This is a genomic window from Rosenbergiella epipactidis (assembly GCF_018494055.1).
Classification (GTDB): Bacteria; Pseudomonadota; Gammaproteobacteria; order Enterobacterales; family Enterobacteriaceae; genus Rosenbergiella; species Rosenbergiella epipactidis.
Genome location: NZ_JABBFQ010000001.1, coordinates 152,619 through 174,578, shown reverse-complemented (window position 1 = coordinate 174,578; position 21,960 = coordinate 152,619). Strand labels below are relative to the sequence as shown.

22 protein-coding genes are annotated in these 21,960 nt (G+C 49.1%); 10 read left to right on the top strand and 12 right to left on the bottom strand.

Going from position 1 to position 21,960, the window contains the following annotated elements; all coding sequences use genetic code 11:
- The first annotated feature begins 139 nt into the window (after positions 1–139).
- Both HGT71_RS00850 and HGT71_RS00845 read left to right on the top strand, forming a co-directional pair.
- The gene (locus HGT71_RS00850) at positions 140–472 is read left to right on the top strand and encodes a YegP family protein (RefSeq protein ID WP_214216122.1); all 333 of its coding nucleotides are present in this window, start codon (positions 140–142) and stop codon (positions 470–472) included.
- Positions 473–731: 259 nt separating this feature from the next.
- Entirely contained in the window at positions 732–1,217 is a 486-nt protein-coding gene (locus tag HGT71_RS00845; RefSeq protein WP_214216121.1) for a cold-shock protein, read from the top strand.
- A gap of 29 nt (positions 1,218–1,246) precedes the next feature.
- Here HGT71_RS00845 and araD read toward each other — a convergent pair whose 3' ends face one another.
- Genes araD through HGT71_RS00830 form a run of 3 tightly spaced genes read right to left on the bottom strand, consistent with a single transcriptional unit; the run spans position 1,247 to position 5,159 of the window.
- A complete protein-coding gene (gene araD / locus HGT71_RS00840; RefSeq protein ID WP_214216120.1) occupies positions 1,247–1,945 on the bottom strand; it encodes an L-ribulose-5-phosphate 4-epimerase in 699 nt (232 codons plus the stop codon).
- A gap of 16 nt (positions 1,946–1,961) precedes the next feature.
- The gene (gene araA, locus HGT71_RS00835; RefSeq protein WP_214216119.1) at positions 1,962–3,467 is read right to left on the bottom strand and encodes an L-arabinose isomerase; all 1,506 of its coding nucleotides are present in this window, start codon (positions 3,465–3,467) and stop codon (positions 1,962–1,964) included.
- A gap of 12 nt (positions 3,468–3,479) precedes the next feature.
- Positions 3,480–5,159, bottom strand: a complete 1,680-nt coding sequence (locus HGT71_RS00830; RefSeq protein ID WP_214216118.1) for a ribulokinase — start codon at positions 5,157–5,159, stop codon at positions 3,480–3,482.
- 232 nt (positions 5,160–5,391) lie between these two features.
- Here HGT71_RS00830 and araC point away from each other — a divergent pair, with 232 nt between their 5' ends.
- Entirely contained in the window at positions 5,392–6,297 is a 906-nt protein-coding gene (araC, locus tag HGT71_RS00825) for an arabinose operon transcriptional regulator AraC (RefSeq protein ID WP_214216117.1), read from the top strand.
- 17 nt (positions 6,298–6,314) lie between these two features.
- Here araC and HGT71_RS00820 read toward each other — a convergent pair whose 3' ends face one another.
- A complete protein-coding gene (locus HGT71_RS00820; protein ID WP_241606582.1) occupies positions 6,315–7,706 on the bottom strand; it encodes a sugar porter family MFS transporter in 1,392 nt (463 codons plus the stop codon).
- A 246-nt stretch (positions 7,707–7,952) separates the two neighbouring features.
- On the opposite strand from HGT71_RS00820, the gene HGT71_RS00815 reads away from it, so the two are divergent.
- Positions 7,953–8,966, top strand: a complete 1,014-nt coding sequence (locus HGT71_RS00815; RefSeq protein ID WP_214216116.1) for a LacI family DNA-binding transcriptional regulator — start codon at positions 7,953–7,955, stop codon at positions 8,964–8,966.
- Here HGT71_RS00815 and HGT71_RS00810 read toward each other — a convergent pair.
- Complete coding sequence (locus HGT71_RS00810; RefSeq protein ID WP_425328661.1) at positions 8,936–10,381, bottom strand: glycoside hydrolase family 32 protein; 1,446 nt, start codon at positions 10,379–10,381, stop codon at positions 8,936–8,938. The genes HGT71_RS00815 and HGT71_RS00810 overlap by 31 nt on opposite strands.
- A 204-nt stretch (positions 10,382–10,585) precedes the next feature.
- Here HGT71_RS00810 and HGT71_RS00805 point away from each other — a divergent pair, with 204 nt between their 5' ends.
- On the top strand, positions 10,586–11,821 hold the full coding sequence (locus HGT71_RS00805) for an oligosaccharide MFS transporter (RefSeq protein ID WP_214216114.1): 1,236 nt from the start codon (positions 10,586–10,588) through the stop codon (positions 11,819–11,821).
- 43 nt (positions 11,822–11,864) lie between these two features.
- Here the strand turns inward: HGT71_RS00805 and HGT71_RS00800 are convergent, their stop codons facing one another.
- Together HGT71_RS00800 and HGT71_RS00795 are read right to left on the bottom strand one after the other, a co-directional pair.
- Positions 11,865–12,206 carry a zinc ribbon domain-containing protein YjdM gene (locus HGT71_RS00800; RefSeq protein ID WP_048913200.1) on the bottom strand — a complete coding sequence of 114 codons (342 nt, stop codon included), beginning with the start codon at positions 12,204–12,206 and terminating at the stop codon, positions 11,865–11,867.
- A gap of 100 nt (positions 12,207–12,306) precedes the next feature.
- Positions 12,307–13,230, bottom strand: coding sequence for an aminoimidazole riboside kinase (locus HGT71_RS00795; protein WP_214216113.1), 924 nt, complete (start codon positions 13,228–13,230; stop codon positions 12,307–12,309).
- An 89-nt stretch (positions 13,231–13,319) separates the two neighbouring features.
- On the opposite strand from HGT71_RS00795, the gene HGT71_RS00790 reads away from it, so the two are divergent.
- Positions 13,320–14,552 carry an amino acid permease gene (locus HGT71_RS00790; RefSeq protein ID WP_214216112.1) on the top strand — a complete coding sequence of 411 codons (1,233 nt, stop codon included), beginning with the start codon at positions 13,320–13,322 and terminating at the stop codon, positions 14,550–14,552.
- A gap of 33 nt (positions 14,553–14,585) precedes the next feature.
- On the opposite strand, the gene exaC is transcribed toward HGT71_RS00790, so the two are convergent.
- Positions 14,586–16,106, bottom strand: coding sequence for an acetaldehyde dehydrogenase ExaC (gene exaC / locus HGT71_RS00785; protein ID WP_214216111.1), 1,521 nt, complete (start codon positions 16,104–16,106; stop codon positions 14,586–14,588).
- Positions 16,107–16,319: 213 nt separating this feature from the next.
- Between exaC and HGT71_RS00780 the strand changes: the two genes are divergently transcribed.
- Complete coding sequence (locus HGT71_RS00780; protein ID WP_214216110.1) at positions 16,320–16,895, top strand: class I SAM-dependent methyltransferase; 576 nt, start codon at positions 16,320–16,322, stop codon at positions 16,893–16,895.
- 12 nt (positions 16,896–16,907) lie between these two features.
- Here the strand turns inward: HGT71_RS00780 and HGT71_RS00775 are convergent, their stop codons facing one another.
- The 4 genes from HGT71_RS00775 to HGT71_RS00760 all read right to left on the bottom strand — a co-directional run bounded on the left by HGT71_RS00775 (position 16,908) and on the right by HGT71_RS00760 (position 19,819).
- Positions 16,908–18,074 (bottom strand): amidohydrolase, encoded by a 1,167-nt coding sequence (locus tag HGT71_RS00775; RefSeq protein ID WP_214216109.1) that lies wholly within the window; start codon positions 18,072–18,074, stop codon positions 16,908–16,910.
- Position 18,075: 1 nt separating this feature from the next.
- Positions 18,076–18,648: a TorD/DmsD family molecular chaperone gene (locus tag HGT71_RS00770; RefSeq protein ID WP_214216108.1), complete on the bottom strand. Its 573-nt coding sequence runs from the start codon at positions 18,646–18,648 to the stop codon at positions 18,076–18,078.
- A gap of 126 nt (positions 18,649–18,774) precedes the next feature.
- Entirely contained in the window at positions 18,775–19,023 is a 249-nt protein-coding gene (locus HGT71_RS00765) for a GlsB/YeaQ/YmgE family stress response membrane protein (RefSeq protein WP_048912025.1), read from the bottom strand.
- 142 nt (positions 19,024–19,165) lie between these two features.
- On the bottom strand, positions 19,166–19,819 hold the full coding sequence (locus HGT71_RS00760) for a transglycosylase SLT domain-containing protein (protein ID WP_214216107.1): 654 nt from the start codon (positions 19,817–19,819) through the stop codon (positions 19,166–19,168).
- A gap of 252 nt (positions 19,820–20,071) precedes the next feature.
- On the opposite strand from HGT71_RS00760, the gene ldcA reads away from it, so the two are divergent.
- The 3 genes from ldcA (at position 20,072) to HGT71_RS00745 (ending at position 21,734) form a co-directional block, all read left to right on the top strand.
- Positions 20,072–20,995, top strand: coding sequence for a muramoyltetrapeptide carboxypeptidase (ldcA, locus tag HGT71_RS00755; protein ID WP_214216106.1), 924 nt, complete (start codon positions 20,072–20,074; stop codon positions 20,993–20,995).
- Positions 20,996–21,033: 38 nt separating this feature from the next.
- Complete coding sequence (locus tag HGT71_RS00750; protein WP_244986346.1) at positions 21,034–21,384, top strand: hypothetical protein; 351 nt, start codon at positions 21,034–21,036, stop codon at positions 21,382–21,384.
- A gap of 101 nt (positions 21,385–21,485) precedes the next feature.
- A complete protein-coding gene (locus tag HGT71_RS00745; RefSeq protein ID WP_048913611.1) occupies positions 21,486–21,734 on the top strand; it encodes a glycine zipper domain-containing protein in 249 nt (82 codons plus the stop codon).
- The last annotated feature ends 226 nt before the right edge of the window (positions 21,735–21,960 follow it).

The window sequence follows — 21,960 nt, the reverse complement described above, 5'->3', positions numbered from 1 at the left end:
TCTACTCTCACGTCATAAATCAACAGATAAGAGAACACCGTTTCAAATTGGAATATGTGTTTCTTTTTGTGCATACTCAATCTGCCCGATGGCAATAATCCAAGCCGTTTATATTAGCAATTTACATCAAGGAGTTAACATGTCTGGTTGGTTCGAATTGAGTAAAAGCAGCGATAATCAGTTTAGATTTGTACTTAAAGCCGGTAACGGAGAGATTATTCTCACCAGTGAGCTCTATACAACAAAAAGCTCTGCGGAGAATGGTATTCACTCCGTTCAAACAAACAGTTCGTTGGATGAACGGTATGAAAAGAAAGTCGCCGCTAATGGTAAATTTCATTTCAATCTGAAAGCAGCTAATCACCAAGTTATCGGAACTAGTCAACTTTATGCCTCCGCACAGAGCCGAGATACAGGTATTGCTTCCGTAAAAAATAATGGTAGTACAACTGTAGTAAAAAATAATACCTGATATGTGTTACCCATATTGGCAGAATAGTCGCAGCCGTTCTGCCTTTATTTTTAATCTATCTGCTTAAAGGATAATCGTTCTGATGGTTCATCAGAAATACTACAACTTGCACAATACGTTGCTATATCCCTTCTCCAGCCCGCATCGATGATAAATGTCCCTCTTAAAATCCCACCTTCCCACGCTAAGCGATAGAGTCTTACCGCAATATGCATTACACTGCGCGCAGTGAAGAAAGTCAGACATAAGGTAGGATAACATGGCATTAAACGGCACCATCACCACCTGGTTTAAAGAGAAAGGCTTTGGCTTTATCAAAGACGAGATGGGTGATAACCGTTATTTCCACGAGGTTAAAGTCGCTAACCCCGAGTTAATCAAAAAAGATGCGGCGGTCACTTTCGAACCGACCACCAACAACAAAGGTCTGTCGGCCTATGCGGTAAAAGTGATCCCGCCGAGCAAATACCTGTTTATTGCCGGTGAGCGAGTGAAAATTACGGCAATTAAAAACTATCGGTTATATAGCGAAGAGGTTCCAGCGAACCAAAGCATCGACAAAGCGAACACGGTGTTAAGTGTTGGGATGCTAATGAATACCATTCGCCCGAAAACCAATACCGATCCTGAGGCGACGCGGACCTTACGTAAAATCGCTATCACCACCTTCCAAGGGGAAACCTTGGTGTTTAGTGAAGACGAAGTCGATATCGACGAAACGGTTAAACTGCTCAAATTCAAATAATTAGCACTCCTTGGCTAACGTCTCGCAAGCTACCGTTGGCCGTAGTAGGCATGCTTGCCATGTTTACGCAGATAGTGTTTATCGAGTAACGTGGCTTGCATCGCGGTTAATCGTGGCTGTAGCTGCTGGCTAAAGAGTGCCATATAGGCAATCTCTTCCAGCACTATCGCCGACTCCACCGCATGCGCCGGATCTTTACCCCAAGTAAAAGGCCCATGGGCGTTGACCAAAATCCCCGGCATCTCTTCAGGCTGATACTGATGGGCCTGAAGCGTTTCCGCAATCACCGCACCGGTTTGCCATTCGTACTGCTCACGAATTTCCGCATCGTGCATGGCTCGCGTGCAGGGGATCTCTCCGTAAAAATAGTCTGCATGGGTGGTACCTAACGCCGGTAAACTCCGCCCTGCTTGCGCCCAAATCGTGGCATGACGCGAATGAGTATGCACAATCCCGCCCAGTTGAGGATAAGTAAGATAAAGATAGCGGTGGGTCGGTAAATCGGAGGAAGGCCGATAATGTCCCTCCACCACTTCACCACTCTCTACACTCACCACCACCATATCCTCTGCGGTCATGCTCCGATACTCGACACCAGAAGGTTTTATCACTATCCACTGTCGCGTCTCATCCACCCCACTGACATTCCCCCAAGTGAGAGTCACCAGATTGTGCTGGGGCAACGCTTGGTTTGCCGCGAACACTTGTTGCTTTAGCGCCTCAAGCATAAGACCTCCTTTCTACTCAGCGTTGAAAACGGAAATACGCATCGTTCCAACGTAACTGGTCACGGAAACTCGCCAAGGTGGTGTGCTGATCGATGACCGCCATTTCAATACCGTAGAGGTCGGCTAAGCGACGCGTATCCTCAATGGTTAAGGCCTGACTGAATACCGTATGATGGGCACCGCCAGCAATCATCCATGCCTCAGAGGCCGTAGGTAAATCGGGCTGAGCACGCCATAACGCATTGGCAACCGGTAGCTTAGGTAACTTATGGGGTGCAGTAATGGCCTCAACTTGATTGACCAATAGTCGGAATCGATCACCGAGATCAATCAGGCTCACATTAACCGCTGGGCCCGTAGCGGTAGAGAAAATCAGCCGTGCCGGGTCGGCCTTACCGCCAATGCCTAAGGGCTGGACATCGAGAATCGGTTTCTGAGGCGTGGCAATCGTTGGGCAGACCTCAAGCATATGCGAACCCAGTACTAGGTCATTCCCCTCCTCGAAGTGGTAAGTATAATCTTCCATAAAAGAGGTGCCGCCCGGCAAGCCGATGGCCAGGACTTTAAGCATTCTCACTAACGCGGCGGTTTTCCAATCCCCTTCACCGGCAAAACCATACCCTTGTTGCATCAACCGTTGCACAGCCAGACCGGGCAGTTGCGCCAGTCCGTGTAAATCCTCGAAGGTCGTAGTGAAAGCGTGGGCCTCACGCTCTTGCAGAAACTGTTTTATCCCCAGTTCAATACGGGCGGCATCGATCACATTTTGCCGCTTATCCCCCTTAGATTGCGCGGCTGGGGTCAATTGATAAGAGGCTTCGTATTGATCCATCAAGGCATTGACTGCTCCCTGACTGACCTGATTAACCACCGACACTAAATCACCGACAGCCCAAGTGTTGACTGAGTAGCCAAAGCGGATTTGTGCCGCAACCTTATCCCCCTCAGTAACCGCCACTTCACGCATATTGTCGCCAAAGCGTACGACTTTAAGCGATTGCGTATCTTGTTTAACGATAGCGGTGCGCATCCACTGAGCCAAGCGCTGTTGAGTCGCCTGTTGCTGCCAATGCCCGGTAACCACTTGGTGTTCTAACTGCATTCTCGCGCCGATAAAGCCAAATTCCCGCCCGCCATGTGCCGTTTGATTTAGGTTCATAAAGTCCATATCAATCTCGCCCCATGGTAAGGCGGCATTATATTGGGTATGGAATTGCAGCAACGGTTTATGCAGATCCACTAAGCCATTAATCCACATTTTCGCCGGTGAGAACGTATGCAGCCAAACCACTATCCCTGCACAATGCGTATGATAGTTGGCTTCGCGGGTGAGCGCGGTCACCTCTTGTGGCGTGGTAACCAAGGGTTTGAGTACCAATTGGCAGGGTAAAGTCCCCGATTGATTAAGGGCGTGCACGACCTTTTCACCCTGTGTAAATACCTGCTTTAAGGTCTCTGCGCCGTAGAGATGCTGGCTACCGATTACAAACCAAATTTCGTACTGCTCGAAAATATTTTTCATCATTCTCTCCTGCTACGCTGCATCAACTTTGTGCGGATGCCGATAGTGTGATTCGACGCTGACTGCCCACTGGCAGTAGCGTTGGTATAGGTGTTGGTAGGCTTCGACATTAGCGGGTTGCGGCGATAGCGTTTTCTCAATCCCGCTGGCCATCACGCGTTGAGCACTGGCGATATCCGGATAATGTCCGGCGGCCACCGCACCGAAGATAGCGGCCCCCAAGGCACAGCACTGGTCCGAGGCAACAATCTCTAGAGGCCGATTTAAGACATCGCAACATACCTGCATAATGGCCGGATTTTTACGGGCGATGCCGCCCAACGCCATGACATGATCGATGGCAACGCCTTGTTCGATAAAGCAGTCCATAATGGCTCGCGCACCAAAGGCGGTAGCCGCAATCAAGCCACCGAACAACGCAGGAGCCTCCGTCGCCAAGGTTAAGCCGGTAATCACCCCTTTTAGGCGCTGATTGGCAACGGGCGTACGACGACCATTAAACCAATCGATAATCAGAGGAAGGTGGTCAAGCTTAGGATCGCGCTGCCATGCTTCAGTCAGGTCACTGAGTAGGCATTGGCTATAGCGTTCAATTTCAGGTGCGAGGGTGGGTTGCTTGTCAGCTAATTGCTGCAAGGGCCAGCGTAACACGCGTTCAAACCACGCATAGATATCGCCAAAAGCCGATTGGCCTGCCTCCAAGCCAATTAATTCAGGGACAACACTGCCCGGAACCTGCCCACAGATCCCCTGAATCGTTTTCTTACCGAGATGTGTAGGGTCAATTGTGACAATGTCACAAGTTGAGGTGCCAATTACTTTGACTAATGTGTTAGGTGGAGCACCGGCGCCAACGGCCCCCATATGGCAATCGAATGCCCCCCCACTGACCACCACTTGAGTGGACAAGCCAAGCTTTTCGGCCCAGTCTGCACTGAGCGTTCCGACGGCTTGCTCGGCGGTAGAGGTAGCCTGATAGAGCGGATAAGGAAGGTACTCAAATAAGCGCGGTTCAATCGCTTCGAAAAAGTGTTGTGGAGGCAACCCCTGCCAATCGTCATGCCATAAGGCTTTATGGCCTGCACTGCAGCGCCCCCTTATCAAAATGTCTGGTGTCACTTTGTTGGTTAACAGTCCCGGAACCCAATCACACAATTCAACCCATGATGCTGCGTGTTGGGCGACCAGGGGATCTTGGCGCGTGATGTGGATAATTTTGGCCCAAAACCACTCACTCGAATAAACGCCCCCCGTGTAAGCAGTGTAGTCTACCGCTCCCGCCGCCTGACACTGGGCGGTGATTGCTTCAGCCTCTTGGACTGCAGTATGATCTTTCCATAGCATAAACATGGCATTGGGATTCTCGGCAAACTCAGGCCGTAGCGCCAACACCTGCCCTTGGCTATCTATCGGCGCAGGCGTCGAGCCGGTACTGTCGACCCCGATACTGATAACATTCTGTCGCTGAACGTCTGTCAACTGCTGCACTGTCTCAGTGATCGCCTGCTGCATCGACTCAATATAATCAGCGGGATGATGGCGAAATTGTCCATGTTCTGGGCGACAATACAGGCCCTGCTGCCAGCGTGAATAGTAAGCAACACTACTCGAGACTTCCGCGCCGGTTTCGCAATCAACGGCCAATGCACGAACTGAATCACTCCCAAAATCAAGACCTAAGCTGATAGGCATGATCGCTCCCCTTATCGTAAATTCTCAGTCCACCTTACGGGGTGCTACGTATTTGACGTAAGGGCGAGGATGCTAAGGATATGGAGAAAACCGCTATCTATAAATGAAGTGTGATGGAGCACTAATTTCTGCTCGATGAGATAACACCTCCGCCTCAATCCTCCCTACTATGCTCTGACCCTGCGAAAATCGGTTGCACAATAGCGCCTCAATGTAAGGCTAAGGATCTATGATGTTACGTACATTGACCTCCAGTCATGCCCCAGAGCCTCAACTCGATCCGTTATTACCCGGCTACTCCTTTAATACGCACTTGGTGGCTGGGCTCACCCCGATCGATAAAGCGAGTTATCTGGATTTTTTTATCCATCGCCCAGAAGGGATGAAGGGCTACATCATCAATTACACGGTGAAAGGTGAAGGGATTATTTTAGAGGGCACTACGCCCCATGCGTGTCGCGCCGGCGATCTGTGGCTGTTTTCGCCTGAGGCGGTCCATCATTATGGACGTCATCCTGATGCAGCCTGTTGGCACCATCAATGGGTCTATTTTCGACCTAGGGCCTATTGGCGAGAATGGCTTAAATGGCCATCCTTAGTGGCTCACACTGGCTTCTATCGCCCGCAAGAGGAAGACGAAGCGATTTATAGCGCCCTTTTCACTCAAATCATTGAGACGGTAAGTCTAGGCGGCCTCTATTCGGAGATGCTCGCCATGAATCTGTTAGAACAATTATTAATTCGACGCCAACAGTCGGTCACCGACCCGCTGCAACGACAGCTGGATCCGCGTATTCATGCCGCCTGCCAATATATGAACGAGCATCTTAGTGATAATCAGTTGGACATTAGCGATGTGGCTGAAAGCGTCTGCCTCTCCACCTCGCGCTTGTCGCATCTTTTTCGTCAGCACTTAGGGGTGAGTGTTTTAAAATGGCGGGAGGATCAACGGATCAATCAAGCAAAACTGTTACTGAGTACCAGTCAATTGTCGATCGCCGCTATTGGTAGCAGTGTGGGATTTGATGACCAACTCTATTTCTCGCGCGTCTTTCGTAAATGTACCGGTAGCAGCCCCAGTGAGTTTAGAGTCAACTGTAGCCAGCAACGATTAACTAATGCAGAAGGCCAGCGCTAATACGCTGGCCCTCGTCGTTAGACGCCAATATTGCGTAGCTTTTCGCCGCGCATCAGACGTCGCTCGATAAATTCTAGTGTCACATTTTTGGTTTCCGGGATTAACCAGAGCGTGATAAGAATAAAAGCAATATTCATCACGGTGTATAACCAGAAAGTGCCTGCGGCGCCAATGGCATCGAGTAAGGTTAAGAAGGTTGCACCGATAATCATATTGGCGACCCAGTTGGTGGTGGTCGAACAGGTTACGCCAAAGTCGCGACATTTAAGCGGTTGGATCTCAGAGCAGAGGATCCAAACGACTGGCGCGGCGCTCATCGCATAACCGGCAATACATAGCATGGTCATGGCGACAGAGAGCCATGGGAGTAAAGGTGAAGCGTGGCCTTGCTCAAATAACTTCAAGCAGTAACCCAAGACAAAGGTTCCGAGCGACATAACACAAAAGCCGATAATTAATGCCGGTTTACGCCCGGCTTTATCCACCATAAATATGGCGATAAAGGTGGCAAACATAAAGGTGAGTCCTACCACTAAGGTCGCGATCATCTGCTGCTCAGTCGTGGTAAAGCCTGCCATCTTAAAGATCCGCGGTGCATAATACATAATGATATTCATTCCCGTGAACTGCTGCATTGCTTGCAACAGCATGCCGAGAAATACAACCCGCCGAACGTTACGGTTTGCCAAGAATAAGCGCCAGCCACCTTGTTTAATCCGTAAGCTCTCACGAATTTCGTCGAGTTCATGACGTGCTTGCTCGGAACTGTCACGTAATAAGCGCAGTACCTTTTCGGCTTCGATATCTCTGCCCTTTTCAGCTAACCAGCGTGGGCTGTTAGGCAAAAAGACCACCATAATAATCAGGGCGACCGCAGGGAAGGCTAACACTCCAAGCATCATTCGCCAGTTTCCTGAGTAGCTAAACGCCGTATCCGATAAAAACGCGAGTACAATCCCGAAGGTGACCATCAGTTGGTACATGCTGATCATCTTGCCGCGCACATTCTCGCTCGCCATTTCAGAGAGATAGAGCGGCGCGGTATAAGAGGCGATACCCACGGCTATGCCAAGTAGTACCCGGGCAATCAATAATAGTTCGATATTCGGCGCTAACGCAGAACCCACCGACCCGATGGCAAAGAGTAGCCCACCAATCAGTAGGCTGTACTTGCGCCCTAAATGAAACGATAACCAGCCATTACCCAGTGCGCCGATGGCGGCGCCCAACATCATGCTGCTCACCACCCACTCTTGTAGCCGATTACTGAGCGTAAAGTGATCAGCAATAAAAGGCAGAGCGCCCGCGATGACGCCGATATCTAATCCAAACAGTAGGCCAGCCACTGCGGCCGCCACGGAAACAAACAGGGTCATTCGACGTGTCTCCTGTCCCTCTTTTTTAGTCATCTCAGCAATCTTCATTATTTTTGCCTATAGCGGTTAGGTAAACGTCTTCACCTTAAGCCAATCTGTGACGGCTGTTCAGAGCGAGAAAATGCGAAGATATGGACAAAACAGCTGTCACCTGTTGTTTTGTGATCTCCCTTGGAGTTCGGAGGATTACGCAAGGATGGAAGACTGCACACGCGGAGTTAGTGCTGTGACCGGTTTCGCTTTTTGGTAGACTACCGGTAAGCATAAAAAGGGGATGATATGGCTTCACTTAAAGACGTTGCTCAGTTGGCAGGAGTATCCATGATGACGGTGTCCCGGGTGATCAATAATGCCCCACGGGTCACCCCAGCAACGCGTCAGCGTGTCGAAGAGGCCATCAAGCAGCTCCACTACGTGCCGGACCTGTCTGCACAGAAAATCCGCGGGCAGGCCAATAAGCCCCGCACTCTCGCTGTTCTGGCAGAAGATACCGCCACCACCCCTTTCTCTGTTGATCTGCTATTAGCTATCGAGCAAACAGCCCAGCGGCTAGGCTGGGATAGTTTCATCATTAACGTTTCCGCGGCAGATGATCGACAACGGGCGGTCCGCGAACTGTTGGCGCATCGACCTGATGGCATTATTTATACCACGATGGGACTGCGTAAAATTCAGCTACCTGAAGCTCTACAGGGCCTGCCCGTGGTATTAGCTAACTGTGTATCGGACGATCCACACCTCGCCAGTTATATCCCTGACGATTATCAAGCGCAATATGATGCCACACACTACTTACTGGCACGTGGCTACCAACGTCCTCTCTGCTACTGGTTACCCGAGCACGAACTCGCGCCAATGGCGAGACGGTTAGGCTTCGAGCACGCTTGGCGTGATGCGGGCAAAAGTTTGGATCAGGTGACGCAATTGCATATGCCGAAAGGGGATGAAGGTTACTTAGCGTTCGCCTCGGTGCTGGCAACACATATTACGCCCCCTTCATTCGCTTATGACGTGGTGGTGTGTGGTAATGATCGGGCCGCCTTTGTGGCCTATCAGCAACTTCTGACGATGGGTATCAAGATCCCGCACGAGATGGCCGTAATCGGTTTCGATAATTTGGTGGGCGTCGGTCATCTCTTTTTACCCGGATTGACCACCTTACAGCTCCCTCATTATCAAATTGGCGAGCACGCGGCTCGCCATCTGATTGAGCAGTGGGACAAGCCTGGCGTGCATAAGTTCGCCTGTCCCCTACTGGAGCGTCAGTCTATTGCCGAGCGTAGCGGCCAATAATTTAGCTGAGTGATCGCCACATCCCCTGCGGTACTGAATACCTTAAGCTGGCGATCGCCTTCCGTTGGATAGATACGGCTAGAGAAGACGGCTTCACCGTCATTGATAAACACCTCGATCGATGAGCGATCGATAAAGATCTGCCAGTGCATCATGGTGCAATCACTTATCTCGAAATGCCGTGAATCCGCTAATCCTTCAATCGAATAGTCGCGCGTCAGCGATAACCGTCGCTCCGCCACGTTATAAAGCAGAGTGAGACCCTGACCTACATGCAGACCAAAGGTGGTAGCACTTGCCTGGTGGAGTTCCCAGCGAATACTCAACTCCGCAGCCTCTCCAGACGTTTGCAGCAACTTCTCTCCAGTCAGTTGCAGAGGGGCCCAGTCACTGCCCTCGCCACGTAAAGTCTGTAACTCGCGAATCGGGCGCTGGCGTAGTTGCCCTTTTTCTTCCGTTAACTCACGCGGGAGCGTAAAACATCCACACCATCCTTCCGCCTTGGTCGGCATCGGTGACTCCCACATATCCATCCAGGCTATCACGATACGGCGGCCATCCGCGGCGACAAAACTTTGGGGAGCATAAAAATCGTGGCCATGGTCCAACTCTTTAAAGGCTTGCTGAGCGGTGAAATCACCGCCCGCAGACCAGTGGCCCGCAATCACGCCACTTTGAAATAGATTCATAAATCTATCCCCCTGAGCGGCGATTCCCTGAGGTGAACAGAGTAAATAATGGTGCTCGCCTAGTGCAAAGAAATCCGGGCACTCCCACATATAGCCTTCATCCGCCTTGGCATGCGCGAGAACCCGATCAAAGGTCCAGGCAGTCAACGAATCCCCTCGATAGAGCAATACCTGCCCCTGCTGCTGCGCGTCGCGAGCACCAATCACCATCCACCAGCTTCCTGCCTCGTACCAGACTTTAGGATCGCGAAAATGCATAATTCCCGCTGGCGGCTGCAATATAACGCCCTGTTTGGTGAAGGTAATACCGTCGTCGCTGGTCGCTAAACACTGTACTTCACTGATTTGACTGTCATCCCCTACCTCGCCCAACCAACGATGGCCAGTATATATCAACGCCAATTGCCCTTTATCAATCACAGCACTGCCAGAGAAGCAGCCATCACGATCCGCTTCGCTATCAGGCGCCAAGGCTATTGGTTGGTGATGCCAGTGCACCATGTCCTCACTGGTGGCATGGCCCCAATGCATGGGTCCCCAATCCGCACTGAAAGGGTGATGCTGATAAAAAGCATGATAGCGTCCATTGAAATAGACCAACCCATTCGGATCGTTCATCCAGCCCGCACGGGGCGCAAGATGAAAATGAGGATAGTAAAGGTTACCGCGTTGAGGATAGCGCGCATCGAGCGCCTGTTGACCCTGTTCCAAACTATTCATAGCAATCACTCCTAAACTGAATTGCTGTTATTGTTAACGTTAACCCAGCGTACTGCAAAGAGATTATCATTTAGAAGTGTGCGTTAAATCACAAATGTTAACGTTAACCAAGGATAAGTGTGATAAAGATTACGCTTTAGTACTCAGCATATTCTCAAAAATTTAAAACAGCGTATCACTATCCCTAATCGACGCATTCGGGAGACGATGATGGTGCTTTCAATCCCTTTTAAAAACCCTAATTACCGTATTGCTTCGGGCTACTCAGCCCTGTTTTTTATTTGTTGGTCGCTCTGGTGGTCGTTATATGCCATCTGGCTTAAGCAACGTATTGGCCTAACCGGCGCGGAGCTGGGGATGCTGTACGCGCTGAATCAAACGACGAGTATCGTTTTCATGCTCGGATATGGCGTAATACAAGACAAGTTGGGCTTACAAAAAACCTTGATGTGGGTGATTAGCGCTGCACTGGTACTCACCGGCCCCTTTATGACCTTTATCTACCAGCCTCTGTTACTGAACTCGTTCTATATAGGCGCTATCATTGGCGCGCTATTTCTCGGCATCGGTTACTTAGCTGGCTTTGGCCTAGTCGAAGCCTTTTCTGAAAAGATCAGCCGCCATTTCCATTTTGAATATGGCACGGCAAGGTCATGGGGTTCCTTAGGTTACGCCTTAGGGGCATTTGTGGCGGGTATTTTGTTTAGTCTTGATCCAAACCTTAACTTTTGGCTCGTCTCGCTGTTTGGTGTGGGCTTCGCGTATCTCAATTACCGCTTTACCCCGCCAAAACAGGTGGTTCAGCAGCAGAAAACCATCACTCGCCAAGATTTTACCGCCGTGCTAAGCGATAAACACTTTTGGTTGTTCGTCCTATTCGTCATTGGCACATGGTCTTTTTATAATATCTTCGACCAGCAGCTATTTCCGATTTTCTATACTCAGCTCTTCAGCTCGGCGACGTTGGGAGCAAAGATCTATAGCTACCTCAACGCGTCACAAGTGATCCTTGAAGCCTTGTTTATGGCGATCACCCCGCTATTAGTCAACCGAATAGGGGCCAAAAATGCCTTGTTATTGGGCGTGATGATCATGGCAATTAGGATTTTCTCTTGCGCAGTCAGCGTCAACCCTTACCTGATTTCAGCCGTGAAATTACTGCATGCCTTAGAAGTTCCTCTCTGTGTGATAGCCGTTTTTAAATACAGCACGCTGTACTTCGATAAACGCCTCTCCTCAACAATTTTCCTGATAGGCTTTCAAGTCGCCAGTTCTCTAGGCGTTGTGATCATCTCTTTTCCACTGGGGGCGTTACATGACCAGTATGGCTACCAACATCTATTTTGGATTATCTCAGCGATAGTCAGTGTTATGTTGCTGTTTGGGGGGATATTTTTGGGAAGACGTAAACTGCCGACGCTACCTGATAAAAAAGTGACACTGTAACTAAATCCCCCATAACCTCGGCGGCTATGGGGGAAATTATTGCTTAGCTATTCTTTTTCACAAACTCGGATTTCAATTTCATCGGGCCAAAGCCGTCAATTTTACAATCGATATTGTGGTCACCCTCAACTAAACGGATGCTTTTGACCTTGGTCCCGATTTTAAGCGGTGTTGAGCTACCTTTTACTTTTAGATCTTTGATCACGGTAACCGCATCACCGTCACTCAGTAAATTACCGTTCGCATCGCGCACAATAAGCCCCTCATCATCACCTGCCGTGGCAGTGGTGGACCATTCATGGCCACATTCAGGGCAGTTTAGCGTACCGTCATTTTCCCAGGTAAAGGTGGATTGGCATTGGGGGCAAGGAGGAAGTGCTTGCATGAAAAACCTCATTCTAAAAAAATAAAAACCCTATACTTTGTGGGTGTATTGTAACTGTTTTTCATCACAAACACATTAAAATAAACGACGGGACTGGCGCTTAGAACTGTTTAGTGATCTCAGAATAGTATGGCAGTGCCGTCATCGCGCCTTTGGCGGTGGTAGCTAATGCGCCGCAGACTTGCGCAAGCGCAAGCACGCTTTCGAGTTGAGCGCTCGATTGTGGGAACCCGCGCGTTGAGAGCCCATACAGCAGTCCTGCAACAAAAGCGTCCCCCGCCCCCGTCGTATCGACACTGACCACGGGTTTCGCTTCGTGATAGCTCAGGTTGCCTTGATAGAACGCGGTTACCCCCTCTTTACCCCGGGTGATAACAAGCAGCTCTGGCTTATAGGCCTCAACCACCCGTGCAATACCTTGCTCGAGCTGATGACTGCCACTGATAAACTGTAATTCATCTTCCGAGAGTTTGATAACGTCCGCAAGCGTAAGTGCTTGCGCTAAGGTGTCACGTAACGTTTGTTCGTTTGGCCAGAAGTCTTCACGAATATTCGGGTCAAAACAGACTTTCCCCCCCGCGCGGCGGATCCGCGCCATCGCCTCGAGCGTGGTAGCACGGCTTGGCTCACGACTCAGCGCGATAGAGCAACAATGTAACCATTCTTCTGCTTGAAAGCCTGGCAGGTCTTGATTCACGAGAAAGAGGTCAGCACTCGGCTTCACCATAAAGGTAAATGAACGCTCTCCTTCCTCATCCAGTCCCACAACCACCGTCGACGTGCGTTGTTCCGCGTCAAAATGCATATAGTCGGTAGAAACTTGCTCTTTTTTCAGGGTATTTTGTAAAAATTTACCAAAAGGATCTTCGCCCACGCGTCCGATAAACGCGCTGTTACCGCCTAAACGAGCGATTCCCACCGCGACGTTAGCAGGCGCGCCACCGGGGCATTGTAATAGACGACCTTCACTTTCTGGTAGTAGATCGATTACCGCATCGCCTAGTACCCATACTTTCTTACTCATAGTGACTCCATCAATCGTTCTAACAGTAATCAAATTAATGTGATAGATTAGCGGCCTTTTTCAATTTAACCAGGATAATCAATTCATCGATGGCAAGATTTTGGTCAAAAGAAGCTACGCTATGGGGTTTTGCCCTTTACGGTACAGCGGTAGGTGCAGGCACACTCTTTCTCCCTATCCAACTCGGTTCCGCAGGGACCCTGGTCCTCTTCCTCACTGCCCTTGTTGCGTGGCCACTGACCTATTGGCCGCATAAAGCCTTAAGTCAGTTTATCCTCGCGGCTCCAGCGCGTGAACCCGGAGATGGTATCACTAATGCGGTAAAATATTACTATGGAAAGCGTGTGGGTAATGTCATTACCTTCCTCTATTTTATCGCTTTCTTCGTTATTATCTTAATTTATGCCGTAGCTATTACGAATTCCCTTATCGAGCAAATATCTGCCCATTATCCCTTGTCACATCTCGCCAGGATAGGCTTGAGTCTGTTGGTCGTGGTGCTGTTAAATTTGATCTTCTTAATGGGACGTCAAGCAACGATACGGGTGATGGGCTTTTTGGTTTTCCCTATACTGGCCTACTTCTTCTTTTTGTCCTGCTATATGGTCAAAGATTGGCATCCCGAATTGCTGTCGCTTCATGGCGAATTTACCACGGCCAGCTTACACCAAATATGGTTGTCTCTCCCGGTAATGGTCTTTGCGTTTAGCCATACGCCTATTATCTCAACCTTTTCGGTGGCACAACGTGAAGCCCACGGCGACGAGGCGATCTCTAGCTGTAAACGTATTATGCGTTGGGCCTATTTGGTGATTAGCCTGAGCGTGTTGTTTTTCGTTTTCAGTTGCTATCTCTCTATCCCCAATGCGTATATTCATGAAGCAAAGGATAAAGGATTAACGATTCTCTCGGCACTGTCGATGAAGCCTGATTCACCAGCTTGGTTAGCGCTATCTGGGATAGTCGTGGCAATAGTCGCGATGTCGAAATCGTTCCTAGGCACATACTTCGGGGTAATTGAGGGGGCAACTGAACTGACGCGTACCACTCTTAAACAAGTCGGTATTAACCGGAGTCATCGATTCAATCGCGCACTGTCTGTCTTGATTGTATCGCTGATTACTTTTGGGGTGTGCAGTATCAATCCTAATGCGCTATCGATGATTTATGCGATCAGTGGCCCATTAATCGCCATGATTCTGTTCATTATGCCAACGCTTTCAACTTGGCTCATTAAAGAACTGAAACCTTATCGCAGCGTAGGGAATTTTATTACGCTGATTGTGGGGATTCTGTGTGTATCGGTAATGTTTATTCATTAATCGATAAGGGCGGCAGTTTGCCGCCCTATTACCTTAAAATAGCCCCAAAGGTTCGATGCCATAGCTAACCAGTAAGTTCTTAGTCTGCTGATAGTGGTCTAGCATCATTTTATGTGTCTCACGGCCTATGCCTGACTGCTTATAACCGCCAAACGCTGCATGGGCCGGATAGAGGTGATAGCAGTTCGTCCAAACACGACCCGCTTGTACCGCGCGCCCTACGCGATAAGCCCGATTCGTATCACGCGTCCAAACCCCAGCCCCTAAGCCATAAATGGTATCGTTGGCGATAGCAATGGCTTCTGCTTCATCTTTAAACGTGGTGATACCAATCACCGGTCCGAAGATCTCCTCTTGGAATACCTGCATGCTATTATCACCCTTGAGTAACGTCGGCTGAATATAGAAGCCTGATCCTAACTCTCCTGATAAGGATTCTGCCTGTCCACCCGCGAGCACTTCAGCCCCCTCCTGCTGTGCAATATCCAGCCAAGAGAGGATCTTATCGAATTGTTGTTGAGACGCTTGCGCGCCCACCATCGTCTCCGTATCGAGTGGATGACCCCGCTTAATGGTTTTCATGCGCTGCATCACCACCGCCATAAAACGGTCGAAGATCGAGGCTTGAACCAACGCACGTGAAGGACAGGTACAAATTTCACCCTGATTTAAAAAGCCCAGCACTAAACCTTCTGCCGCTTTCTCGATAAAGCTTTCCTCAGCGTCCATAATATCTTCAAAGAAGATATTGGGTGATTTACCGCCAAGCTCGACGGTAGAGGGGATAATATTTTTGGCTGCCAGTTCCAATATATGGCGACCCGTGGCCGTCGAGCCGGTGAAGGCGATTTTCGCGATACCCTTATGGCCAGCTAACGCCTCACCTGCTTCACGACCAAAGCCATGCACGATATTCAACACCCCTTTGGGGAGGAGATCCCCCACTAGCTCAGCAAACAAGGTAATCGATAACGGCGTTTGCTCTGCGGGTTTAAGTATCACACAATTGCCCGCGGCAAGCGCTGGGGCTAATTTCCATGCCGCCATCAACAGTGGGAAGTTCCATGGGATAATCTGCCCCACCACGCCCAGAGGCTCATGGAAATGATAACTGACTGTCGTCTCATCAATTTCCGCGCAACTCCCCTCTTGCGCTCTCAGGCAGCCAGCGAAGTAACGAAAATGGTCCACGGCGAGCGGCACATCAGCCGCCAAGGTTTCACGTACCGGTTTGCCGTTATCCCATGTCTCATTCACGGCAAAACGTTCGCTGGCCTCTGCCAGCCTGTCGGCTATTTTTAATAAAATTTCCGTGCGCTGCTGAACAGACACCTTACTCCAGCCTATAAACGCTTTCGCGGCTGCCTCGACCGCCAAATCGATGTCTTCCGCCTGTGAGCGAGGAAACTCACCAATAACTGAGCCATCGACGGGAGAAGTATTAGTGAAATAACCGCCTGATGTGGGTGGGGTAAACTGGCCATCAATATAGTTGGCGTAGCGGTCTTTTAGCTCAATTAACGATGCTTTTTCTTTCGGTGTCGCGTAGCGCATATAACCCTCATTCACATGTTAAATAAGTGTTAAATTAGCTGGCGTGATGGGTTTTGTCACAACCTAATAAGATTTTTTGTGAGTGAGGTAAAAAGTTTTTGACGAATTTGCTTACAGACTAATCTTATAAAGCATAAAAAAATCGTTCTATTCTGGCACTTTCACTCTACACTGAAGACTAAGTAGTTCATTGAGTACTAACAGGAGGTTGATATGCTGGCTTCAGCAATAAATATGTTCCGTTCAAAAGCAGGATTTGTCCAACAATTCATTCGTAATCCTCGCGCGATTGGCAGCATAACCCCCTCATCTCTTATACTTTGCGAAACAATGGCACAGTGCGCTGACTGGCAAAATGTCACTCGTGCGGCAGAATTAGGCGCAGGAGATGGCGTACTCACCCGCGTTTTACTGCAACATCTTGCTAACGATGCCTCATTGGACGTGTTTGAAATCAGCCCGCCCTTAGTTAAAAAATTGCGGCAGATTCAAGATGACCGCATGTCTATTCATTCACACTCGGCTGAACATTTGACCGGCCACTATGATGTGATCTTCTCTGGACTCCCGCTGTTATCATTACCCGCGAAAATCCGTCACGCCATCTTAGAAAAGGTCCATGAAACACTCGCGCCGGGCGGTGTATTTATTCAATTCCAATACACCTCCCTCACGCAACCAGAGTTATCTCGCTATTTTATTTGGGAAAGACAACGTGTTTTAAAGAATGTCCCGCCCGCTTGGGTGTACCGGTGCCAGCATAATTGGTCTGATAAAACCTTAGGCTAAATCCATTACGACTCAACGACGATACTCTGCACGCGCATACGCAACGTTAAGCCACCAATCGATACCTTGACCAATGACTCCATCATCAAAATCGTACTCAGGATGATGGCACATTGGTTTATCGCCTATCCCCAAGAAGCCATATACCCCTGGTGCATAATCAAGGTAAAAGGCAAAATCTTCGGAAGGCCCTACTGGGCTATTCGCAAGATAGCAGGACTCAACACCGCGCCATGACTGCAGTGCAGTAACCAATTCCCCTGCTAATTCGGTATTGTTAATCACCGCAGGACAGCCCGCAAGATAAGTAATATCGCCCTTACCGCCGAAACCTTGTGTAACGCTGTCGAGTAATTGCTGCATACGCTGTTTTACTTCAACCCGGACGTGCGGATCATAGGTGCGTACCGTGCCCGTCAAGGTCACTTGATCAGGAATGATATTATGGGAACTGCCCCCCTGAATGGAACCGAAGCTGATGGTCGCCGTGTGGAGAGGGCTTATAGATCGGCTGACGATCGTTTGATAGTCCGCGATTAACCGCGACGCCATAACAATAGGGTCGACACACCGCTCGGGAACCGCACCATGTCCGCCTTTACCCTGTAACCTCAGGCTGAAAATATCACTGGCGGTAAGGGTTGCCGCTTGATTAACCTCGATAATACCTCGAGGGCGGCCCGGCATATTATGCAGACCATAGATCTCATCAAAAGGAAAACGCCTATGCAGCCCATCGTCGAGCATTGCTGGGGCGCCCAGTAAGTTCTCTTCAGCACACTGGAAAATAAAGACTAACGTCCCAGCAAAGTCACGGTGTTGGCCCAATAATTTTGCGGCCCCCAGCAACATCACGGTATGACCATCATGGCCACACCCGTGAAATCTGCCAGCGATCGTCGAGCAATGTGCCACCTGCGAAGCATCGTGCCCTTCTTGCATGGGTAGCGCATCCATGTCCGCACGCAAGGCGATCATTTTACCTGGTCGATTACCTTCGATCAGGGCGACGATGCCGGTTTTCCCGATACCCGTGTGGATCTCATCCATATTGCACTGTTGAAGATAGGCTTTGACGGCAGCGGCCGTAGCGACTTCTTCAAATGCGGCCTCAGGATGCTGATGCAAGGCACGGCGCAAGGCGACTAACTCATTAATCAATCCAGTGTCATAATGCATCTTACTGCTCCTCTTCGTCTTCAAGACCCTCAGTCTCTATCAACTCTTCGGCCATTGCTTGCACCGCACCGCGGGTTGTCATCGCGAGTGCACGATAAAATCCAGTCTGCGCATGGGCCTCGACTTTACCTAAGAATGCACCACACCAAGGTAGCAGTAGTGTTTCAAAGAGAATGATAATGGCTTGGTTTTCGTCATCCTCAGCGTGATCTTCCAACCACGATGCGGCAAGCAGAAGTAAACCGAAATGGTCTGCAGGCGTATCGGAAAGTGACATACCGCGAGTGGTTAAGAAGTTTTTCACTTCAGCTTCGGCAGGACCTTGTGGCCATTGGTGACCAAAAGGCGTAACTGCCGGCGATTCACCACTAAATAGCGCATCGTAATCGGCACATAAGGTGTCACGCGGGTAGGGGCGTTGTAACTGAGCCAGAAGCTCATCTTGTTCGAGGGGCCAGTGTTGATTGAGTTTGCCTTGTGCGAGAAGGTCCCAGAGTGGCTCGACCGCGGGATCGTTTGGGTGGCGGTAGAAAAGTGTCCCTAAAATTCGACAAAGTAACGAGAATTCATTCATCTGATTGGCCTATGGTTAGCAATTGCGTTGAACAATTGTAACATGAAGGCGATGCACTGCAGTGATTCCTGATCACTAGACATAAAAAAAGGCCATCATCAGATGGCCTTTTTCATTCGTCAGAATTTAGCTTCTGATTTTGCGGTAGATCCACAGTACGACGATTGCGCCGATAACTGCGACCACAAAGCTTCCGAAGTTGAAGCCGTCAACACGACCATGACCGAAGAACGTACTGATCCAGCCACCTACGACCGCACCCACAACTCCCAGAATAACGGTAACGATAAAACCGCCGCCGTCTTTACCTGGCATAATCCATTTCGCAAGGATCCCTGCGATCAGACCAAAGATAATCCACGAAAGAATACCCATTTACTGCTCCTTATCTGACAAACATAAATTTAGTCATTCACAAAGTGATTAATGAATATTTTTAAACACTGTCAAAATTATTATAGGCAACAATTTTAACAGTGGCGAATAAAAATTAATAAAAACTTTATTATTTATGATGTTAACTGTCTTGATAAGCTTCGGTTACTTTACGCAGATACCGTGGCGCTTGGGCTGCAGGGTGTTCGCGTTGTACATAACTGATAAACTGCTCAGGTGTCATGCGGTTAATTTTCGCAATCGCTCGCTCACGACTTGATGAAAAAATACGCATCAAGGCTCCTGCGCCATTGGCATAGGAAACAATGGTGGCATAGCGTAGCGTCACCGGATTTTTAATTCCCGATAACTCATTTTCTTGAAGCAACTTCAAATAGGCCGTACCAATTTGAATATTTTTTGCCGGATCTTTTAGCTCGTGTCCGGTCGGTTGCCCACGACGTCCCGTCGCTTGGTAGACGGCACGCCCCGCCGTCGAGGCTTTTATCTGCATCAAACCGATAGCGTTAGAGTGACTCACCACTTTTGGATTTCCACCGGATTCGACACTAATAATGGCGCTGACAAGTTTCGGGTCAACGCCATAATGACTGGCGGCATCTTGGGTATAATGGGACCAATGATCGTTGGTGATCACTTTACCCGGTTTAGGAATAGCTTGTGGGTCGAGTAAAAATTTGGAGCTTTGGTCAGAAGGAATTTCTGAAATTTGTGTCGGATGCTGTGAACAGGCTGACAGCGTAAGAACCGTCAACAGCAAAAGTTTGCTTTTCACGTCATGGAGTTCCTAGAGAATGAATTGCGAGCTATATTACTCAGCAGCAAAAATTTAAAAATGGCAGTTTGTCTTAAAATCACGACGCCCCTTGCCTCATTAATCAGAATATTTTCATGATTTGAACGGTTTTTAGCATAAAAAGCGGAAAGATCCTAATTTTGATTCCCCATCATCAATTTTTTTACAGAGTTCTTGCCATCAAAGGTTGCCTGACTCATCATAAATTTTTGCCCATAACTGAGTACATTTATGTCGACATCTCGCACTATACGTTTGATAGCGCCTTCGGGGTATTGTCAGAATCAACCGGCTGCTGAGCTTGCCGTTGAACGACTCAGCCGCACTCATCGAGTCGAGAATACCTCCGTCATCCGTCGTCGTTCGCAGCGCTTTGCGGGGACAGATGCTGAGCGGCTGAGCGATATCAACGAATTAGCCTCACTGACCGACCTCCCGGACATCGTTCTGGCCGTACGGGGGGGATATGGCGCAAGTCGGCTGCTGGCGGATATCGACTATAGCGGTATACGTGAACGGTTTAGCCATCAGCCGCCATTACTCTGCGGTCACAGTGATTTTACCGCCTTACAGCTTGCACTTCTGGCTAAATCTGAATTGGTCACCTTCAGCGGACCGATGCTTGCCGGGAATTTCGGTGCGCAGACGCTATCACATTTCACTGATACGCATTTCTGGGGGTTACTCTCCCAGCCAGAATATCGCCTCGATTGGCAGGATAGTCGTGAATACACTGGACGCTGGCAAGGGCAACTCTGGGGCGGAAATTTAGCGATGATCTGTTCTCTTATCGGTTCGCCTTGGTTACCGAAAATCAATCAAGGGATCCTGGTTATCGAAGATATCAACGAAAGCCCTTTTCGTGTCGAACGAATGTTACTGCAACTGCATCATGCGGGTATTTTGGCGCAACAACAGGCGGTTATCACCGGTAGCTTTACCCATGGAGAACCTAGCGATTACGATAATGGTTACCAGCTGGACACAGTCTGGGAGTATCTTGAACAAAAAACCGGTATTCCTTTTATTAATCATCTCGACTTTGGTCATAATGCCGATACCGTGACCTTGCCGATCGGGGCACAAGCCACGTTAATTGCGCAACAAAAGCAACGACAATTGCTGTTGAGCAGCTATCCTTATTTACAACCTTAATTAGTCGAACCCGCTGTGACGCAATAAAGGGAGTTATGATGCGAGGAATGATTTATGTAGTCCCCCTGTTCCTTTTACTGTCAGCTTGCAGTCATAAACCTTATGGGCGACTCTGTCCGGGTGAAATCTCGACGCTAAGTGGACAAGTGACGGGTCGCTCTCAAGCTTGGGTTTTCGACGAAATTCAGCGGTTCACCGTCACTGACAATGGAACGACTGTGCAGAGTGGTTACCTTCATAGTGTTAACCGTTCTCTTTATGTTCCTAGTGCTACCACCTCTGAAGGTTTTTTGGCGCAACGTCTTTCGACCGATCGCTTTAGAATTATTGATGCGGGGCAGGATGCAATGGTCACTTGGACCTGCCCTGTTTCTGCACCAGCGCCTTAAAGTGCTATCCGGTTAGGAAAACTCTGTAAGCGCTACATAATTTTTTTTCTTTGCTATAGTTTAATCATTAACATTACATCAGCCTACCAAGGAGCATTTCAATGGTTAGTAAAATCCAAGATAAAGTTGAAGAGTATGCAGGTGCAGCGGAAGAAGCCTACGGTGATGTCACTGATCAAGGTGATCACTCTGCTCGTGGCGCAGCCCGCAAATATGCTTCACAAGCGAGCTATGCAGTGAAAGATGCGGCTGACACTATCAAGCAACAAGTTTCTGACAAGCCTTACGCAGGCTTAGCCGTTGCCGCGGCAGTCGGTGTTGCCTTTGGTTACCTGCTAGGCAGAAAATAATCTGCCCTGATCGCATAGAAAGCACCTTCGGGTGCTTTTTTTACGTCTACGCTCCGAAATACTGTTGCAAAACGTGCGATGTGGGGCTATTTTTAGGTGACGAAATACTTGAGTGAATTAATCAAGTATTCGCCTAACTTACTCACATTGCTCTAGTTATCTTGCCCGCACTTTGCGGGCTTTTTTTTTATCGGCGGATAATCGCTTTCTGCACGCGAACCATTGA

What these genes read in the sequence shown, in the direction of transcription:
- HGT71_RS00850 (WP_214216122.1), top strand. Translation starts at nt 140, where the DNA reads ATGTCTGGTTGGTTCGAATTGAGTAAAAGCAGCGATAATCAGTTTAGA.
- HGT71_RS00845 (WP_214216121.1), top strand. Translation starts at nt 732, where the DNA reads ATGGCATTAAACGGCACCATCACCACCTGGTTTAAAGAGAAAGGCTTT.
- araD (WP_214216120.1), bottom strand. Translation starts at nt 1,945, where the DNA reads ATGCTTGAGGCGCTAAAGCAACAAGTGTTCGCGGCAAACCAAGCGTTG.
- araA (WP_214216119.1), bottom strand. Translation starts at nt 3,467, where the DNA reads ATGAAAAATATTTTCGAGCAGTACGAAATTTGGTTTGTAATCGGTAGC.
- HGT71_RS00830 (WP_214216118.1), bottom strand. Translation starts at nt 5,159, where the DNA reads ATGCCTATCAGCTTAGGTCTTGATTTTGGGAGTGATTCAGTTCGTGCA.
- araC (WP_214216117.1), top strand. Translation starts at nt 5,392, where the DNA reads ATGTTACGTACATTGACCTCCAGTCATGCCCCAGAGCCTCAACTCGAT.
- HGT71_RS00820 (WP_241606582.1), bottom strand. Translation starts at nt 7,706, where the DNA reads ATGACTAAAAAAGAGGGACAGGAGACACGTCGAATGACCCTGTTTGTT.
- HGT71_RS00815 (WP_214216116.1), top strand. Translation starts at nt 7,953, where the DNA reads ATGGCTTCACTTAAAGACGTTGCTCAGTTGGCAGGAGTATCCATGATG.
- HGT71_RS00805 (WP_214216114.1), top strand. Translation starts at nt 10,586, where the DNA reads ATGGTGCTTTCAATCCCTTTTAAAAACCCTAATTACCGTATTGCTTCG.
- HGT71_RS00800 (WP_048913200.1), bottom strand. Translation starts at nt 12,206, where the DNA reads ATGCAAGCACTTCCTCCTTGCCCCCAATGCCAATCCACCTTTACCTGG.
- HGT71_RS00795 (WP_214216113.1), bottom strand. Translation starts at nt 13,230, where the DNA reads ATGAGTAAGAAAGTATGGGTACTAGGCGATGCGGTAATCGATCTACTA.
- HGT71_RS00790 (WP_214216112.1), top strand. Translation starts at nt 13,320, where the DNA reads ATGGCAAGATTTTGGTCAAAAGAAGCTACGCTATGGGGTTTTGCCCTT.
- exaC (WP_214216111.1), bottom strand. Translation starts at nt 16,106, where the DNA reads ATGCGCTACGCGACACCGAAAGAAAAAGCATCGTTAATTGAGCTAAAA.
- HGT71_RS00780 (WP_214216110.1), top strand. Translation starts at nt 16,320, where the DNA reads ATGCTGGCTTCAGCAATAAATATGTTCCGTTCAAAAGCAGGATTTGTC.
- HGT71_RS00775 (WP_214216109.1), bottom strand. Translation starts at nt 18,074, where the DNA reads ATGCATTATGACACTGGATTGATTAATGAGTTAGTCGCCTTGCGCCGT.
- HGT71_RS00770 (WP_214216108.1), bottom strand. Translation starts at nt 18,648, where the DNA reads ATGAATGAATTCTCGTTACTTTGTCGAATTTTAGGGACACTTTTCTAC.
- HGT71_RS00765 (WP_048912025.1), bottom strand. Translation starts at nt 19,023, where the DNA reads ATGGGTATTCTTTCGTGGATTATCTTTGGTCTGATCGCAGGGATCCTT.
- ldcA (WP_214216106.1), top strand. Translation starts at nt 20,072, where the DNA reads ATGTCGACATCTCGCACTATACGTTTGATAGCGCCTTCGGGGTATTGT.
- HGT71_RS00750 (WP_244986346.1), top strand. Translation starts at nt 21,034, where the DNA reads ATGCGAGGAATGATTTATGTAGTCCCCCTGTTCCTTTTACTGTCAGCT.
- HGT71_RS00745 (WP_048913611.1), top strand. Translation starts at nt 21,486, where the DNA reads ATGGTTAGTAAAATCCAAGATAAAGTTGAAGAGTATGCAGGTGCAGCG.